This window comes from Streptomyces sp. NPDC031049 (genome assembly GCF_055571015.1).
The window spans coordinates 593,891-610,108 of sequence record NZ_JBVIGC010000001.1 but is presented as its reverse complement, the minus strand read 5'-3'; the positions used below and the strand labels follow the sequence as shown (position 1 = coordinate 610,108).

Here is a 16,218-nt window from a genome sequence, read left to right as displayed (position 1 = left end):
ACCGGTGGCGGGCCGCTCGGCGATGGCCGGGGCTATCCGGCGTAGGTCTCGAACTCGGCGACCTTCGGGGTGCCGGAGGCGCCGGTGATCTGGAAGGTGACCTTGCTCAGCGTGGTGGCGGGGAAGGAGATGACCCCCGCTCCGGTGCCGGTGGTCAGGACGGCCCCGGTGTCATGGTTGACGACCCGCCAGGAGCCGATGGTGCCCGCGCTGCCCGCGGCCTCCCGGATGTTGATCTTCGCCACAGTGGTGGGCGAGCCCCACTTGACCGAGATGGAGCCGGTCGTGCCGACCGGCGACCAGTAGGTGCTCATGTCACCGTCGCGCACGTTGCCGTAGCTCGTCCCGCTCGCCTTGGAGGAGCCGTCGGAGCCCGCTCCGATGCTGAGGTTGGTGCCCTGCGGCGGCGTCGGGTCGGTCGGGTCCGGGGTCGGGTCCGTCGGGTCGGGCGTGGGGTCGGTCGGGTCCGGGGTCTGCGGCGTGCAGTTGCCGTCCGACACCTTCAGGCCCGTGTGCGCGCCCGCCGTCCGGCTCACGACGTCCGGTACGCAGCTCGCGGCGTCGGGACGGAAGGAGTACGGGATGCTGACGGTGGTGTTGGACTGCGGGTCGGGACCGGCCGGGTTGTTGTCGCCGCCGGGCTCGGACCAGGTGACGTTGTCGTAGATGTTGCCGCTGACCTGCCAGTAGCCGGCGTGGTCGGTGTAGAAGGTGCCGAGGACGTCCTTGGAGTCCTCGAAGTAGTTGTGGTCGACCTTGGCGCGCGCCCCGGCGCGGGAGTTGATGCCCGAGTCGTTCAGCCGGACGTAGTGGTTGTTGTACATGTGGGCGATGCCGCCGCGCAGCAGGGGTGCGCGGGAGTCGATGTTCTCGTACCGGTTGTGGTGGAAGGTGACGTAGCCGTTGGAGCGGTCGCTCTCGCTGGAGCCGATGAGTCCGCCGCGGCCGGAGTTGCGCAGGACGCTGTAGGACAGCGTCACGTACTGGGTGTTGTCCTTCATGTCGAACAGGCCGTCGTAGCCCTCCGACTCCCCGCCCGACGCCTCCAGCGTGGTGTGGTCCACCCAGACGTTGCGGACGTCGCTCTCCATGCCGATGGCGTCGCCGCCGTTGGAGGTGGGCGAGCCCGACTTCTTGACGTTCCGGACCGTCACGTTCTGGATGATGATGTTGCTGGCCTCGCGGATGTGGATGCCCAGCTGGTCGAAGACGGCGCCGTTGCCGACGCCGACAATCGTGATGTTGCTGACCTGCTTCAGCTCGATCTTGTCGGCCGCGGTGTTGCAGCTGTCGCCGGAGACCTTGGTGGTGTTGCCGTGGTTGATGGTGCCCTCGACCTCGATGATGATCGGGGTCGAGCTGCTGGCCCGGTTGCACAGGGCCGTGTGGATGGCGGTGCCCGTGGTGGCCCGGACCGTCTGCCCGCCGGCGCCGCCGGTGGTCCCGCCGTTCTGGCTCGCGAAACCCGTTGCCGAGCCGGTCGCGGCGGCCGATGCCTCGGGGGCCGACAGGAGCGCGCCGGTCGCCCCTGCCAGAGCCAGGGTGGCCAGTGCCGCGGAGAGCTTGACTGCGGCTGTTCGTCTCATCTCGCCTCGCCTTTCGTCCTCGCGTGCGGTGCGTGCGGTCACCGCCGGTGGGGGTGCCGTGGAAACCCGTGTCGTGCGCGTGGAGCGGTCGAGCGTGGTGCGGTCGAGCGTGGTGCGGTCGAGCGTGAAGCGGTTTCTTGCCGGCGGGTGTCATTCGGGCACCGAACGCTGCATGAGCGTTGCATGTACATGAAGAAAGCGCTTGCTGACGGGAGAGGGTAGGGTCAGCCTCCGACGGAGACAAGGGTTTGCGCAGTTGTTGCGCTGCGGAGCCGGGGCTGTGCGCTGCGTCGCCAGGACGGAAGCGACGGAAGCGACGGAAACAGGGACGGGGGCGCGGGCGGGGGCTCGGGCGGCGACTCGGTCGGGCGCGCGTGGGGGCTCACGCCACCCGCGTGGCCCCCGCGAACGGCATCCCGTCGACGGGCGCCACCCGGACCGGCGCCGAGGGGTTGGGGGCGTGGATCATCCGCCCCTCGCCGACGTAGATGCCGACGTGACTGATGCCCGAGTAGAAGAAGACCAGGTCACCGGGGCGCAGCTCGGAGCGGGACACCCGGCGCCCGGCGTCGATCTGGGCGTAGGTCGTGCGGGGCAGGGAGACGCCCGCCGAGCGGTAGGCGGCCTGGACCAGCCCGGAGCAGTCGAAGGCGTCGGGGCCGGTCGCGCCCCAGACGTAGGGGCTGCCGAGCTTGGAGTAGGCGTACGCCACGGCCGCCGCGGCCCGCGGACTCGGCGCCTGCGCGGCGGCGGACGCCGGCGCCTCCCGGGCGTCCGCCGACCGGGAGGCGCGGTCCGGGCCCGCGCCGCCGCGCTCGCGTTCCTCGGCGGTCAGTCGCGACAGCAGCCGGCGGGCCTCGCCCAGCGTGCCGGTGACCGTCTCGCGGTGCCGCTTCATGTCGGCCTGCCGGGACTTCAGCGCGGCCAGCTCGATCCGGGCGGCGCCGCGGAGCTGTTCGATCTCCCGGAGCCGCCCCCGTACCCGCTCGACGGCCGCCGACCGGCGTACGCCGGCCCGCTCCACGAACGCGGCCGAGTCGAGGTACTCGTCGGGGTCGGAGGAGAGCGCGAGTTGCAGCGCGGGGTCGAGGCCGCCGCTGCGGTACTGCGCCGCCGCCACCGAACCTAGCGACCGCCGCGCGGTGTTGAGGCGGTCCTGCTTGCGGGCCACCTCGTCGCGCAGGTTCTCCAGCCTGGTCTCGGCCGCGTCCGCCTTCTCCTTGGCGCCGTTGTACTTCTCCGTGGCGGCCTCCGCCTCCTGGTACAGCTTGTCGACCTTGGCCCTGACCTGCTCCGGCGTCGGTTCCGGTGCCGCGTGCCCGCTCCCGTCGAGTCCGGTGGCGGTCGCGGCGCCCGCGAGGGCGAGGGTGGCGGCCGTGCGGGCGCTGCCACCGCCCGCCGTACGCTGCCGGGGTCTGCGGTGCGCTGCCACGGGGGCTCACCCTTCCTTCCGTACGACGCCTGGCGCTCCCGCGGGCCGCCGGCCGGTGTGCCCGGTGGCGGCCCCGGACAGGGGACGGGCCGCCACCGGACCCTTTCGGCGGTGGTGCCGACTGCCGCCCCTGGCCCGGGCGGCGGTGGGGAGCCGGGCACCTGGAGCAGGACGCTAGACCCGGCGGCGCCGGACCGGTCGGGCGATGTGCGGAAGTGGCGCCCTGGGGACCGGTGGTGACCGTATGTGACCGTGATCCGGTTGCACGGCCGTTCTCTTCACGCAGGGTGATGACCGATGTGCCGGACGACGGGACGGGGGACCGGGCGCGGTGCTACGGGGCGCATATATGCACCCGTCCAAATGCGTGCGGCGTCGTCACCGGACCGGGTGCGAGGCGCCGTTCCGCCGCTGATTAGGCTCCGGCCTCATGGACGTACTCATCCACCTCTTCGTCGGCCTGCACATCATCGGCATCGCCGCGCTCCTCGGCGGCTTCCTCACCCAGATGAAGGCGATGGGCCAGGGCACCGCCCGCTACACCCCGGCCATGCTGCACGGCGCGCTGACGATGCTGGTCACCGGTGTGATCCTGGTCGGCCTCAACCAGGCCGACGACCAGCCGGTCGACAACATCAAGATCGGCGTGAAGCTGGCGCTGCTGATCGTGATCCTCGGCCTGGTCTACGTGAAGCGGGACGACGAGAAGGTGGACAAGCCCCTGTTCGGGCTGGTGGGCCTGCTCACGGTCGCCAACGTCTTCATCGCCGTGCTGTGGACCTGAGCGGTTCCTCAGGCGGGCCGCACCACGCTGTGGATCGACGACTCCCCGTCGTAGAAGACGGACTCCTCGCGGACGTACGCGCCCGGCTTCGGCGCGTGGATCATCATGCCGTTGCCGATGTAGAGGCCGACGTGGCCGAGGTTGTCGTAGAAGAAGACCAGGTCGCCGGGGCGGGCCTGGGACAGCGGGACCGTCGTGCCGGCGTCGACCTGGTCGTACGTCGTGCGCGGCAGTGTCACGCCCGCGGCCTTCCAGGCGGCCTGCGTCAGACCGGAGCAGTCGTAGGAGCCGGGACCGGTCGCGCCCCAGACGTACGGCTTGCCGATCTGGGCGCGGGCGAAGGCGACGGCCTTCTCCGCCTTGGTGGTGTACGAGGAGTCCGGCGCCGTCGGTGAGCCGGTCCCGGGGGCCGGGGACTGCGTGCCCGTCTCCGGGGCCGGGGTCGCCGGGCCGGCCTCCTGACGGGCGGCCCGTTCCCGCCGCTCCCGTTCCTCCTCCGCCTGCTGCCGGGCCAGCTCCGCGGCCTTGCGGGCGGCCTCCTCCTGCTTCTTCTTCTCGATCGCGGCGAGGCGCGCCTTCTCCTCGGCGGTCAGCCGCGACAGCAGCTCCCGCGCGGCGGAGAGCTTCTTCTGGACGGTGGCCTTGGCCGTCCTCAGGTCCTGCTGCGCGTCGGTGAGCGTCTCCAGGCTCGCGGCGGCCTCCCGGCGCTTGTCCATCGTCGCCGACTGCTGGGTGATGTAGTCGTCGACCGCGGCCTTCTGGCGGCCGGTGAGCCGGCCCATCAGCTGCTTCTGGTCGAACACGTCCTGCGGGCTGTCGGCGAGCAGGAAGGTCGCGGTGTCGGGGACCGCGGCGCCCGTGCGGTACTGGGCGGCGGCGAAGGAACCCAGCTCCTCGCGCGCGTCGTTGAGCTTGCGGGTGCGCTGGGCGACGTCGTCGAGGAGGGAGTCGACGCGCTTGCGCTGCTTGGTGGTCTTCTCCTTCGCCGCGTTGTACTTCTCGGTCGCGGCGCCCGCCTGCCGGTAGAGGGCGTCGACCTTCCTCTCGACCTCCTCCAGGCTCGGCTTGTCGTCGGCCGAGGGGGCGGAAGGGGTGGAGGGGGCGGTGGGGTCCGCGTGGGCCGACTGGGACAGCAGGGCCACGGAGGTCAGGGCCGCCGTGGCGAGAGCGGGGGTCCGTATGCCTGCTGCGCGCGTACCCGCGGGACGCGACTTGCGGTGCGACGCCAAGGGAGGCGACTCCTTCCGTGCTCCGCCTACCGGGCTAGCGGCGGGGGTGCCCCCGGGCCGGTCAGGCTCTGGGGGAGGGTCGGGCGGTGGCGCTGGGTGGTGTCCGGAAGGTCTGCCCTGCGGCCCGCCGCTCACGGGCGTGTGGGCCGATTCACCCCATGGTCTCGGTCGGGTCCCCGGCTCCGGCGCCTCGCGGGCGCGACGGACTCGGCGGAGGCCGCGCGGCCCGGCGACGTTCGCCGGTGGGGGTCGTGCGGCCTGCCCGCACCGTAGCCAACTCGTGTGGCAGATGTGAAGGTTGGTGGGTGATATGCCCGATACATTTTCGTGACCTACGGCCGGAGGTGCACGGCGAGTGATGGCGGGTGACGGCGAGTTCCCCGGCCGTGCCGTCGCCGGGTCGCCGGGGCGCCTGTGCGGGCTTCGGCCATTTTCCGAGGCGGCCTCGGGTTGTCGGTGGGGCGCCCTAGACTCGTAGAGCGATGAGCAGCCTCTTTGACGACAGCTTCCTGGCGAGCCTCCAGGCCCCCCGCGGCCACGAGGAGGAACCACCGCCACCACCCGAGGACGATCACGCTCCGGAGTCGATCCCGGACGATCTGTTCGGGGGGAAGTTCGACGCGCCGCCGGACCGCGACTCCTACTACCGCGACGGCGCCCCGCGCCCGGTGGTGGACACCGCCGCGCTGCTGGAGGGGCTGAACGACAACCAGCGCGCCGCGGTGGTGCACTCCGGCTCCCCGCTGCTCATCGTGGCCGGCGCCGGCTCCGGCAAGACCCGCGTCCTCACCCACCGCATCGCCCACCTGCTGGCCGAGCGCGGCGTCCACCCCGGCCAGATCCTCGCGATCACCTTCACCAACAAGGCCGCGGGCGAGATGAAGGAGCGCGTCGAGCAGCTCGTCGGACCGCGCGCCAACGCGATGTGGGTGATGACCTTCCACAGCGCGTGCGTGCGCATCCTGCGCCGGGAGTCGAAGAAGCTCGGCTTCACGTCCTCGTTCTCGATCTACGACGCCGCCGACTCCAAGCGCCTGATGGCGCTGGTCTGCCGCGATCTCGACCTGGACCCCAAGCGGTTCCCGCCGAAGTCCTTCAGCGCCAAGATCTCGAACCTGAAGAACGAGCTGATCGACGAGGAGGACTTCGCCGCCCAGGCCACCGACGGCTTCGAGAAGACCCTCGCCCAGGCCTACGCGCTGTACCAGTCGCGGCTGCGCGAGGCCAACGCGCTCGACTTCGACGACCTGATCATGACGACGGTCCATCTGCTCCGCGCCTTCCCGGACGTCGCCGAGCACTACCGCCGCCGCTTCCGGCATGTCCTGGTCGACGAGTACCAGGACACCAACCACGCCCAGTACGCCCTGGTCCGCGAGCTGGTCGGCACCTCCGAGCACCCCGTCGACGTGCCGCCCGAGGCCGAGATCCCGCCCGCCGAACTGTGCGTGGTGGGCGACGCCGACCAGTCGATCTACGCCTTCCGCGGCGCCACCATCCGCAACATCCTCCAGTTCGAGGAGGACTACCCGGACGCGACGACGATCCTGCTGGAGCAGAACTACCGCTCCACGCAGACCATCCTCAGCGCCGCCAACGCCGTCATCGAGCGCAACGAGTCCCGCCGCCCCAAGAACCTGTGGACCAACCAGGGCTCCGGCTCGCAGATCACCGGGTACGTCGCCGACACCGAGCACGACGAGGCCCAGTTCGTCGCCGACGAGATCGACCGCCTCACCGACGCGGGCGAGGCGAAGGCCGGCGATGTCGCCGTCTTCTACCGCACCAACGCCCAGTCCCGTGTCTTCGAAGAGGTCTTCATCCGCGTCGGCCTGCCCTACAAGGTCGTCGGCGGCGTCCGCTTCTACGAGCGCAAGGAGGTCCGGGACGTCCTGGCCTACCTGCGGGTGCTGGCCAACCCGGAGGACTCGGTACCGCTGCGGCGCATCCTGAACGTGCCGAAGCGGGGCATCGGCGACCGGGCGGAAGCCATGATCGACGCCCTCGCCCAGCGCGAGAAGATCGGCTTCCCGCAGGCGCTGAAGCGGGTCGACGAGGCGTACGGCATGGCCGCCCGGTCGGTGAACGCCGTGAAGCGGTTCAACACGCTGATGGAGGACCTCCGTACGATCGTGGAGTCCGGCGCCGGACCGGCGACCGTGCTGGAAGCCGTCCTCGAACGCACCGGGTACCTGGCCGAGTTGCAGGCGTCCACCGACCCGCAGGACGAGACCCGGATCGAGAACCTCCAGGAACTCGCCGCCGTCGCCCTGGAGTTCGAGCAGGAGCGGGCCGAGGGCGAGGCCGGCACGCTGGCCGACTTCCTGGAGCAGGTCGCCCTCGTCGCCGACTCCGACCAGATCCCCGACGAGGAGGACGGCGACGGCGTCGTCACGCTGATGACGCTGCACACCGCCAAGGGCCTGGAGTTCCCGGTCGTCTTCCTCACCGGCATGGAGGACGGCGTCTTCCCGCACATGCGCGCCCTCGGCCAGACCAAGGAGCTGGAGGAGGAGCGGCGGCTGGCCTACGTCGGCATCACACGCGCCCGCGAGCGGCTGTATCTCACCCGGTCCACGATGCGCAGCGCCTGGGGACAGCCCTCGTACAACCCGCCGTCGCGTTTCCTGGAGGAGATCCCGGCGGCCCATGTCGCCTGGAAGCGGACGGGCGCGGGCGCGTCGTCCTACGCATCCGCCGGGCCGGTGTCGGGCGTGGCGGCCTCGCTGTCGTCGTCGCGGTCGCGTTCGTCGGCGTCCGGCGGATCGGGCTTCGCCACCCGCCGGGCCGGCGAGAAGCCGACGGTCGCCCTCGCGGTCGGCGACCGGGTCACGCACGACCAGTTCGGACTGGGAACGGTGGTCGCGGTCAAGGGCACCGGCGCCAACGCCGAGGCGACGATCGACTTCGGGGACACCAAGCCCAAGCGGCTGCTGCTGCGGTACGCGCCGGTGGAGAAGCTCTGACACGGACCCCTCCGGCGCCCCGACGAAGGGGAGGGGCGCCGGGGCGGGGCGGCCGGGTCAGGTCGGGTCGAGGCCGTGGCTGCGCAGCCAGGACAGCGGGTCGATCGCCGAACCGCCCGCCGGCCGCACCTCGAAGTGCAGGTGCGGCCCGGTGGAGTTGCCCGAGTTGCCGGAGTAGGCGATCGGGTCACCGGCCTTGACGGCCGTACCCGAGGGGACGCGGTAGCTGGAGAGGTGGCAGTACCACGTCTCCGTGCCGTCCTTCGCGGTCACGATCATCATGTTGCCGTACGCGCTGTTGTACTGCGTACGGACCGTGCCGTCGGTCGCGGCCATCACCGTCGTGCCGTACGACACGGGGAAGTCGATGCCCGAGTGGACCGACATCCAGTTGATGCCGGACTGGCCGTAGTAGGCGCTGAGTCCGTGCTGGGCGACCGGCAGCGCGAACTTGGGGCGGAGCCGCTCCTTGCGGGCCGCCTCCTCCGCCGCGCGTTTCCTCTCGGCCGCCTGCTGCGCCTTGAGGTCGATGCGCTCCTGGGTGCGGCTGGCCCGGTCGGCGAAGTCGTTGGCCCCGGCGGACAGGCTGGCGAGCTGCGTGTCCAGCTTGTTGTTGGCGGCGGATGGTTTCACCGGCTGCTTGTCGGGGGCGGACGCCGCGGCGTCGGTGCTCTCCTCGCCGCCCAGGGTGCCGACGGAGGCGGCGGCGATACCGGCGACACCCACCACACAGGCCGAGGGCACCGCGATGGTCAGCAGCGCCGACCGCTTGGCCGGTTGGCGCCGGCGGGAGCGGGAGGAGCGCGCCGGGCGGGGGGCCGGTGCCGTGGCGCCGTCGGCGGTGGTGTCGCCGGTGCCCGTCTCTTCCTGGCCGTCGAGCAGCAGCGGGCCGGTGACCATGGGGAGTTCGCCGGTGTCCGTCGGCTCGCCGTCCGCGGAGGCCGGGGCCGGCGCGGGCGTGTCGTGTTCGGTGGCGCCCTCCGAGTTCCAGGGCGTGTCCTGTTCGGTGGCGCCCTCCGAGTTCCAGGGCGTGTCCTGCTCGGTCGCGCCGTCCGAGTTCCACTGGGTCGCGTCGAGGGCGCCGGTGTCGAACGTTCCGGTCTCGAAGGTCCGGGTGTCCCAGGCCCACTGCTGGGTCTGGTCGGCGGGGTTGCCCTGCTGGTCCGGCTGGAGCCAGGCGGTGGCGTCCCACTGGCCGGACGTGTCCGGGGCGGTGGCCTGCGTGGGGACGAGGGGCACCTGCTGGTACTCGGCGGTCCAGGCGCCGGTGTCGTAGGCGCCGGTGGCCTGCCCCGAGGCGTCGTACGCGGTGTGGTGCTGGGGGTGCTGGGTCCCGTAGGAGTCGTACGTCAGCGTCTGGTGGCTGCCCGAGGTCAGGGTCTCGTGGGTGCCGGTCGGCCACTGGGTGGTGTCGTACGAGCCGGTGCCGTCGTAGTGCGCCGCGTGTCCCGGCTGCGCCGTCTGCGCCGCGTGCGTCGTCTCGTACGTGTCGGCGCCCTGACCAGGGAGGCTGCCGAAGAGCGGGTCGCTCTCGAAGGACGTGGCGGACGGGACGCCGGTGGCAAAACCGGTGGTGTCGTAGCCGCCGTACGTGGTGAAGTCGCCGTAGTGGGCTTCCTGGGTGCCGTACGGCCCGTAGGGGGCGGAGGCGGCGTCGGAAGCCGAGGCCGGGGGCGTCATGGTCCCCGACGGGTGACGGTCGTTCACCAACTTCTCTTTCGCCTCGACAACAGGGGCTGCCAGAGCAGTGCGGCGACTGTACCCGGCGGTACGCGGGCACGACAATCTTCGGCAGGTTTCACGCGCGCAGGAAACGGGCAATCGGCCGTGATTTGGGGGACTGCGGGTGTGACCTTGGCTTTGTGTTCGACAGATGTTCGACTTCGTGGCCGGTGAGTGAAGGCGCCCCGGGTGGTGCTCCGCGCCCGGTTCGGTGTCAGGCGACGGTCAGGCCACCGGCGTTTTCCGTGGTGGCGGCGTCGGCCGCGGCCGCGTCCAGGGCCTGCCGGATGCCCGTGGCGACGGCCGGGTGAACGGGCAGGGCGAGATGGCCGATGCCGGTCACCTGCACGTTCTGCACGGTCAGGTCGGGGTGGTGAAGGCAGGCCGTCTCGATGGGGTCCATCACGCGGTCCAGGTCGCTCCAGAAGCTGACGAACTGCGTACGGCAGCCGGGGGCGGGCAGGGCCAGCTCCTCGAGCACCGGTGAGCCGGGGCGCATCTGGCGCACGATGGGGTGCGCGTTGGCCAGGGGCACCACCCGGGTGCCCGTGTGCGGCGTGCCGAGTGTCACGAGGGTCCGGACCCGGTGGTCACCGCCGAGCCGCTGCGCGTAGTAGCGGCCGATCAGCCCGCCGAGGCTGTGGCCGACGATGTCGACCTGTTCGCTGCCCGTGCGGCCGCAGATCTCCTCGATGTGCCGGCCGAGCAGCTCGGCCGCGGTGCGTATGTCGCAGGTCAGCGGTGAGTAGTTGAGCGACACGACCTGGCGTCGGCCGTCCTGGGCGAGGCTGCGGCGGAGGAAGACGAAGACGGAGCGGTTGTCGATGAAGCCGTGCAGCAGGACGACCGGGGGGTGGGTGTTGTCCTGGGGGTGTACCGGCAGCCGGGGCGCGGGCGCGACCAGCGAGGTCTCCGCGTCCGTCCCGGTCTCCGGCCCCGTCCCCGTCGACGTCCGCGTCTCCGCGGTGAGCTGCGGGTCCTGCGGGTCCGGGTCCGCGGGCGTGCGGGCGGGCGGAGGTACGGCGACGGGGGCGTCCGGGCGCTCCTGGGTGATGCCCGAGGGGTAGAGGAACAGATGCCCCGCGAGGATCGCGATCTCCAGGGCCGTGGCCTTGAGGAGGGTCAGGGAGAGGCCGGGGAGCCTGCCGGACGGGAGTGGCAGGGCGGAGGGGACGGACAGCGTGGAGGGGATGGAGGGCAGGGGCAGCGCGGAGAGCAGGGGGAGCGCGGAGAGGGCCGGCACGGCTGGAAGCGGCGGGAGCCCCGGGATGCCGGGGAGCGCCGAGAGGTTCGGGAGTGGGTTCGGCAGTGGGGGCAGGCCCGGCAGGAGACGCCGGCAGAGCGGGAGAAAGGGGTGGATTGCCCTGGTGACCTTCATGGCCGACCTCCTGTCGGCACGCGGAGCAACGCCTGTGTTGTCCGTGTGCCCTCAGGGAGAGCTGTGACACAAGCGATCGACGGTGGGTGCCGGAATCGGCACGGTCAGTGGTGAGCTGGAGGTGGTGCGGGGGCCGGGCGGGCGGCGGTGGCGCTCCGCGCTTCCTGTGCCCCCGGTGGGCGATCGCCGAGTGCGGCTCTCCGTACGCGTGTCCCACCGTGTGATTTCCCCCTCGGTATGCACCGCGAAACTGCCGGTTGCGGGATGCTGGAGATAACGTTCGTTCACTTCCCCGGGACGGGCCGGGCGCGGTGTTTTCGGCGCGGTCCTTGTCGGTACGGATGGATGTAGTCGCTTCATGGAGGCAGTGATGGGTGTGGCAGCCGGTCCGATCCGCGTGGTGGTGGCCAAGCCGGGGCTCGACGGCCACGATCGCGGGGCCAAGGTGATCGCGCGGGCGCTGCGCGACGCCGGTATGGAGGTCATCTACACCGGGCTCCACCAGACACCCGAACAGATCGTGGACACCGCGATCCAGGAGGACGCCGACGCGATCGGGCTGTCCATCCTCTCCGGGGCGCACAACACGCTGTTCGCAGCCGTGATCGAGCTGCTGAAGGAGCGGGACGCGGCGGACATCCTGGTGTTCGGTGGCGGGATCATCCCCGAGGCGGACATTCCTCTGCTCAAGGAGAAGGGCGTCGCGGAGATCTTCACGCCGGGCGCCACGACGGCGTCGATCGTGGACTGGGTCCGGGAGAACGCGCGGCAGCCCGCGGGGGCCTAGCCCGGCCGGCAGCTCGCGGCGCCCGGCCCAAAGTCCGGGCCGGGCGCCGCAGTCCGCGGGCGGTCGTGCCTCCCGCAGTGACCGCCGGAGGCACGACGCCTAGGCCAGTTCCTCCGTCATCGCCGCGCGCAACCGCAACGTCGTGACCAGCCGTTGGAACGCCTCCGCCCAGTAACCGCCCGCCCCCGGCGACGTGTCCTCCCGCTCGTCGGGTATCGCCAGCAGGCCGTCGAGGCGGGCCGCCTCCGACGGATCGAGGCAGCGCTCCGCCAGGCCCATCACCCCGCTGAAGCTCCACGGGTAACTGCCCCCGTCGCGGGCGATGTCGAGCGCGTCCACCACAGCCCTCCCGAGCGGCGCCGCCCACGGCACCTCGCACACCCCCAGCAACTGGAACGCCTCCGACAGCCCGTGCGTCGCGATGAACCCGGCGACCCACTCGGCCCGCTCCTCCGGGGCCAGCGTGCCGAGCAGCTTGGCCCGCTCGGCCAGGGACACCGCACCCGGCCCGCCGGCCTCCGGTGCCGTCGGCGCGCCGAGCAGTGCCCTCGCCCACACGGCGTCACGCTGCCGTACCGCGGCCCGGCACCACGCCGCGTGCAGCTCGCCCTGCCAGTCGTCCGCCACCGGCAGCGCGACGATGCGGTCGGGGGAGCGTCCGCCCAGGCGGGACGGCCAGGTGTCGAGCGGAGCCGCCTCCACCAGCTGACCCAGCCACCAGGAGCGCTCGCCCCGGCCGGCCGGCGGCTTCGCCACGACGCCGTCCCGTTCCATCGACGCGTCGCACTCGTGCGGTGCCTCCACGACGATCGTCGGCGTCGCTCCGGTGCGGTCGACGGACACACAGGTCCCCGCCCGCGCGGCCATCCGGGCGGCGAGGGCCGAACCGGGCAGCGCGGACAGCAGCTCCGCCGCCGTCGAGCGGACGTTGCGGCTGCGGTCGGCCAGGGCCTGTTCCAGGAACGGCTCGTCGTCCGGGCCCAGGCCCGCCCGGAGGGAGTCGAGGAACATCAGCCGGTCCTCCGCCCGCTCCGTCGCCCAGGTCGTGGCGAGCAGTTCCCGGCCGGCCGCCGGGTCGCGGGAGCGCAGGGACGACAACAGGGCGACCCGTTCCGCGAACAGCCCCTCCTGCCAGAGCCGGTGCACCGCGGCGGTGTCCTCGGGCCGGGGCAGCGCGCCGTCGCCGCCCGGGACGGCGCGGAGCGCGAACCGCCACTCAGGGTTCAGCCGGGCCAGCCACAGGGCGCGCGGCCCGGCGAAGGCGAGGGCCGCCGGACGCAGGTCCGTCCGTCCGCGCGCCGCGTCCAGCAAGGCGGGCAGCAGCTCGGGCGGAGCCGCGTAACCGCGAGTGTTGGCGGTCGCCAGCCACTGGGGGAGCAGTTCCATCAGGTCAGGGGTCGTGCCTCTGCGGCCGTTTCCGGAGCCGCCGGCGCGGTCGGTGAGCAGCGTCGCCAGTCTGCGGGCAGCGGCGGGCGGCAGCGGCGGGCGCCGGTCCTCGGGGGCCGGCCGAGGCCGGTCGGCCGGGCGGGCGGGGCGCAGCCCGGAGCGGCGACGGAGGGTCTCCAGCGCCGCCGCGTCCAGCAGCGCCTTCGGCGCGTGAGGGCCGGGAGCGCAGCCCGCGGGCGTGCGGCGGTCCGTGCCGAGCAGGGCCGAGGTGACGAGGTCCTCCCAGGGCGAGGGGGTCGTGAGCATGCCGTTCCTTTCCGTGGTCAGCACAGCGGCACCGCGGCGCCCGGTCCCGTCGGCCAGGCGGTGAGGGGCGTGAAGCCGCGGTGGCCGCATTCGCCGAAGACCGTGACCGGGGCGCCGCCCGAGAGGGCGACGAGACGCCACAGGCCCGGACGGTTGCAGGCTGAGGGCGTCAGGGGCAGGGCCGTGTCCTCGTCGGCGTCGGCCAGTTGCCAGGAGTCGCCGTCCGGGGCCGGTACGACCCGGTCGAGGGTGACGGGGACGGAGTCCAGCCATGGGTCCTCGCGCAGGGCCGCGCCGTACCGCGCGACGGCCTGGGACGTGGTCATGCCCGGTGGGCGGGCCGGCGTCGGCGCGGGGGCGGCGAACTGGCGGCCCAGCGACACCCGTTGCCGGGCCGCGCCCGGGTGGGGCAGGACCTCGGTGTCCAGCGCCAGGCCCACCGGCAGCGCGAGGTCCGGGGCGCGGCCGGCGGCGCCGTAGGAGAGCAGCAGCGCCGTGCGGTGCGACTCGGCGCCGTACAGCCAGATGCGGCGGGTGGTCAGGCGGGTGTCCGCCGTGTCGTACTGGGCGAGGACCAGCCAGCTGTCCCGGACGGGCGGGCCGTCCGGCTCCGTGGGCAGGCCGACGCGGGAGCGGACGGTCGCCGCGAGGCCGGCGGGCAGGCGCTCGCGGCGCAGCCAGCCCTGGACGAGGAGGTGGAGCAGGGCGCACTCCTCCAGGAGCCGCACCGGCCAGCCGGGGCCGGAGGACGGGATCGCGCCCAGCTCCCGGACACGGGCGGCCAGTCCGGACGCCTGGGCGTCGACCATCCGGGCCGCCGTCTCCTCCCACACGCCGTACCCGGCCTGCTCCGCGCCGGCCAGGCCGCCGCGCAGCAGGTCGGCCAGGCGCTGCTCCAGCTCCGTGGCCCCGGCCGTGATGCGCTCGGCGCGGCGCTCCGCCCTGCGCCGCGCCGCCTCCGGGTCGGCCGGCGCGGAGCCGTGGGAGGCCGAGCCCGACCGCTTCTCCTCCGCGCGCTCGCGGCGCGCCGCCGTCCACTGCTCCGCCCAGTCGGGCGGTGTCCGACCCCCGGGGACCGCGGTGGGCCCCTCGGCCCAGAGCAGCAGCAGTCCGAGGGCGTGCTTGCACGGGAACTTACGGCTCGGACAGGTGCACTTGTACGCCGGTCCCGAGGCGTCCGCCAGGTCGACGACCGTCTGATACGGCTTGCTGCCGCTGCCCTTGCACAGCCCCCACACCGTCCCCTCGTCCAGGCTCCCCGTCTCGGACCACGGCCCGGCCGTGCCGAGTTTGCTTCCCGCTTTGCGTGACGCGGCGTCAGGCGCCAGTGCCAGCACCTGGTCCGCCGTCCAGCGCACCCCCTGCGAAGTCATGCCGTCGAAGGTAGGTCCCACCACTGACAATCGACCCTGCGAGCGCGTTTGCACAGGTCAGAGCGATTGTCAGTGGTGTGGTGCACGGTTGGTGACAGATCCGAACCGGCCCGAGCTGGAGGGGGACCGAGCCATGTCCGTGTCCGTTGAACCGACGTCCGTCGAACCGCCCGTGGAGCAGACGGAGGCATTGCGTCCGCACGCCGAGGACGCCTTCGCGGCGGAGCTGGCCGCGCTGGCCGCCCAGGACGACCGGCCGCGCCCGGCCCGCTGGAAGCTGTCCCCCTGGGCCGTCGCCCTGTACCTGCTCGGCGGCACCCTCCCGGACGGCACGGTGATCACACCGAAGTACGTGGGACCCCGCCGCATCGTCGAGGTCGCCGTGACGACGCTGGCCACCGACCGCGCCCTGCTCCTGCTGGGCGTCCCGGGCACCGCCAAGACCTGGGTGTCCGAGCACCTGGCCGCGGCGGTCAGCGGCGACTCGACGCTGCTGGTGCAGGGCACCGCGGGCACCCCGGAGGAGGCCATCCGCTACGGCTGGAACTACGCGCAGCTGCTCGCCCACGGCCCCAGCCGGGACGCGCTCGTGCCCAGCCCCGTCATGCGGGCCATGGCGCAGGGCATGACCGCCCGGGTCGAGGAACTGACACGCATCCCGGCCGACGTGCAGGACACGCTCATCACGATCCTGTCGGAGAAGACGCTGCCGATACCGGAGCTGGGCCAGGAGGTGCAGGCGGTCCGCGGCTTCAACCTGATCGCCACGGCCAACGACCGCGACCGCGGTGTCAACGACCTGTCCAGCGCCCTGCGCCGCCGCTTCAACACCGTGGTGCTGCCGCTGCCCGAGAGCTCCGAGGCGGAGGTCGACATCGTCTCCCGGCGCGTGGACCAGATCGGCCGCTCCCTCGATCTGCCGGCCGCGCCCGACGGCATCGACGAGATCCGCCGCGTCGTCACCGTCTTCCGGGAGCTGCGCGACGGGGTCACGACCGACGGCCGGACGAAGCTGAAGACGCCGAGCGGCACCCTGTCGACGGCCGAGGCGATTTCCGTCGTCACCAACGGCCTGGCGCTCGCCGCCCACTTCGGGGACGGGGTGCTGCGCCCCGGCGACGTCGCCGCGGGCATCCTCGGCGCCGTCGTCCGCGATCCGGCGGCCGACCGGGTGATCTGGCAGGAGTACCTGGAGACGGTCGTCCGCGAGCGCGACGGCTGGACCGACTTCTACCGCGCCTGCCGGGAGGTGAGCGCGTGAGTCACCGT

11 protein-coding genes are annotated in these 16,218 nt (G+C 72.7%); 4 read left to right on the top strand and 7 right to left on the bottom strand.

The genetic code is table 11. From position 1 onward, the window contains the following. Positions 1 to 32: 32 nt before the first annotated feature. Together ACZ45Q_RS02640 and ACZ45Q_RS02635 are read right to left on the bottom strand one after the other, a co-directional pair. Complete coding sequence (locus ACZ45Q_RS02640; RefSeq protein ID WP_468253961.1) at positions 33 to 1,586, bottom strand: pectate lyase family protein; 1,554 nt, start codon at positions 1,584 to 1,586, stop codon at positions 33 to 35. 382 nt (positions 1,587 to 1,968) lie between these two features. Next, positions 1,969 to 3,018, bottom strand: coding sequence for a C40 family peptidase (locus tag ACZ45Q_RS02635; RefSeq protein ID WP_468253960.1), 1,050 nt, complete (start codon positions 3,016 to 3,018; stop codon positions 1,969 to 1,971). A gap of 430 nt (positions 3,019 to 3,448) precedes the next feature. Between ACZ45Q_RS02635 and ACZ45Q_RS02630 the strand changes: the two genes are divergently transcribed. Then, positions 3,449 to 3,802, top strand: a complete 354-nt coding sequence (locus tag ACZ45Q_RS02630) for a hypothetical protein (RefSeq protein ID WP_468253959.1) — start codon at positions 3,449 to 3,451, stop codon at positions 3,800 to 3,802. Positions 3,803 to 3,810: 8 nt separating this feature from the next. Here ACZ45Q_RS02630 and ACZ45Q_RS02625 read toward each other — a convergent pair whose 3' ends face one another. Further along, positions 3,811 to 5,031: a C40 family peptidase gene (locus ACZ45Q_RS02625; RefSeq protein WP_468253958.1), complete on the bottom strand. Its 1,221-nt coding sequence runs from the start codon at positions 5,029 to 5,031 to the stop codon at positions 3,811 to 3,813. A 482-nt stretch (positions 5,032 to 5,513) separates the two neighbouring features. Between ACZ45Q_RS02625 and pcrA the strand changes: the two genes are divergently transcribed. Further along, positions 5,514 to 7,997 carry a DNA helicase PcrA gene (gene pcrA, locus ACZ45Q_RS02620; RefSeq protein ID WP_468253957.1) on the top strand — a complete coding sequence of 828 codons (2,484 nt, stop codon included), beginning with the start codon at positions 5,514 to 5,516 and terminating at the stop codon, positions 7,995 to 7,997. Positions 7,998 to 8,054: 57 nt separating this feature from the next. On the opposite strand, the gene ACZ45Q_RS02615 is transcribed toward pcrA, so the two are convergent. Both ACZ45Q_RS02615 and ACZ45Q_RS02610 read right to left on the bottom strand, forming a co-directional pair. Further along, positions 8,055 to 9,704, bottom strand: a complete 1,650-nt coding sequence (locus ACZ45Q_RS02615) for a M23 family metallopeptidase (protein WP_468253955.1) — start codon at positions 9,702 to 9,704, stop codon at positions 8,055 to 8,057. Positions 9,705 to 9,933: 229 nt separating this feature from the next. After that, positions 9,934 to 11,097 carry an esterase/lipase family protein gene (locus tag ACZ45Q_RS02610; protein ID WP_468253954.1) on the bottom strand — a complete coding sequence of 388 codons (1,164 nt, stop codon included), beginning with the start codon at positions 11,095 to 11,097 and terminating at the stop codon, positions 9,934 to 9,936. A gap of 370 nt (positions 11,098 to 11,467) precedes the next feature. Between ACZ45Q_RS02610 and ACZ45Q_RS02605 the strand changes: the two genes are divergently transcribed. Continuing rightward, complete coding sequence (locus ACZ45Q_RS02605; RefSeq protein ID WP_468253953.1) at positions 11,468 to 11,884, top strand: cobalamin B12-binding domain-containing protein; 417 nt, start codon at positions 11,468 to 11,470, stop codon at positions 11,882 to 11,884. 99 nt (positions 11,885 to 11,983) lie between these two features. Here the strand turns inward: ACZ45Q_RS02605 and ACZ45Q_RS02600 are convergent, their stop codons facing one another. Then, complete coding sequence (locus tag ACZ45Q_RS02600; protein ID WP_468253951.1) at positions 11,984 to 13,576, bottom strand: DUF5691 domain-containing protein; 1,593 nt, start codon at positions 13,574 to 13,576, stop codon at positions 11,984 to 11,986. Between the two features lie 17 nt (positions 13,577 to 13,593). Next, a complete protein-coding gene (locus tag ACZ45Q_RS02595; RefSeq protein ID WP_468253950.1) occupies positions 13,594 to 14,949 on the bottom strand; it encodes an SWIM zinc finger family protein in 1,356 nt (451 codons plus the stop codon). A gap of 133 nt (positions 14,950 to 15,082) precedes the next feature. Between ACZ45Q_RS02595 and ACZ45Q_RS02590 the strand changes: the two genes are divergently transcribed. Further along, positions 15,083 to 16,210: an ATP-binding protein gene (locus tag ACZ45Q_RS02590; protein ID WP_468253949.1), complete on the top strand. Its 1,128-nt coding sequence runs from the start codon at positions 15,083 to 15,085 to the stop codon at positions 16,208 to 16,210. The last annotated feature ends 8 nt before the right edge of the window (positions 16,211 to 16,218 follow it).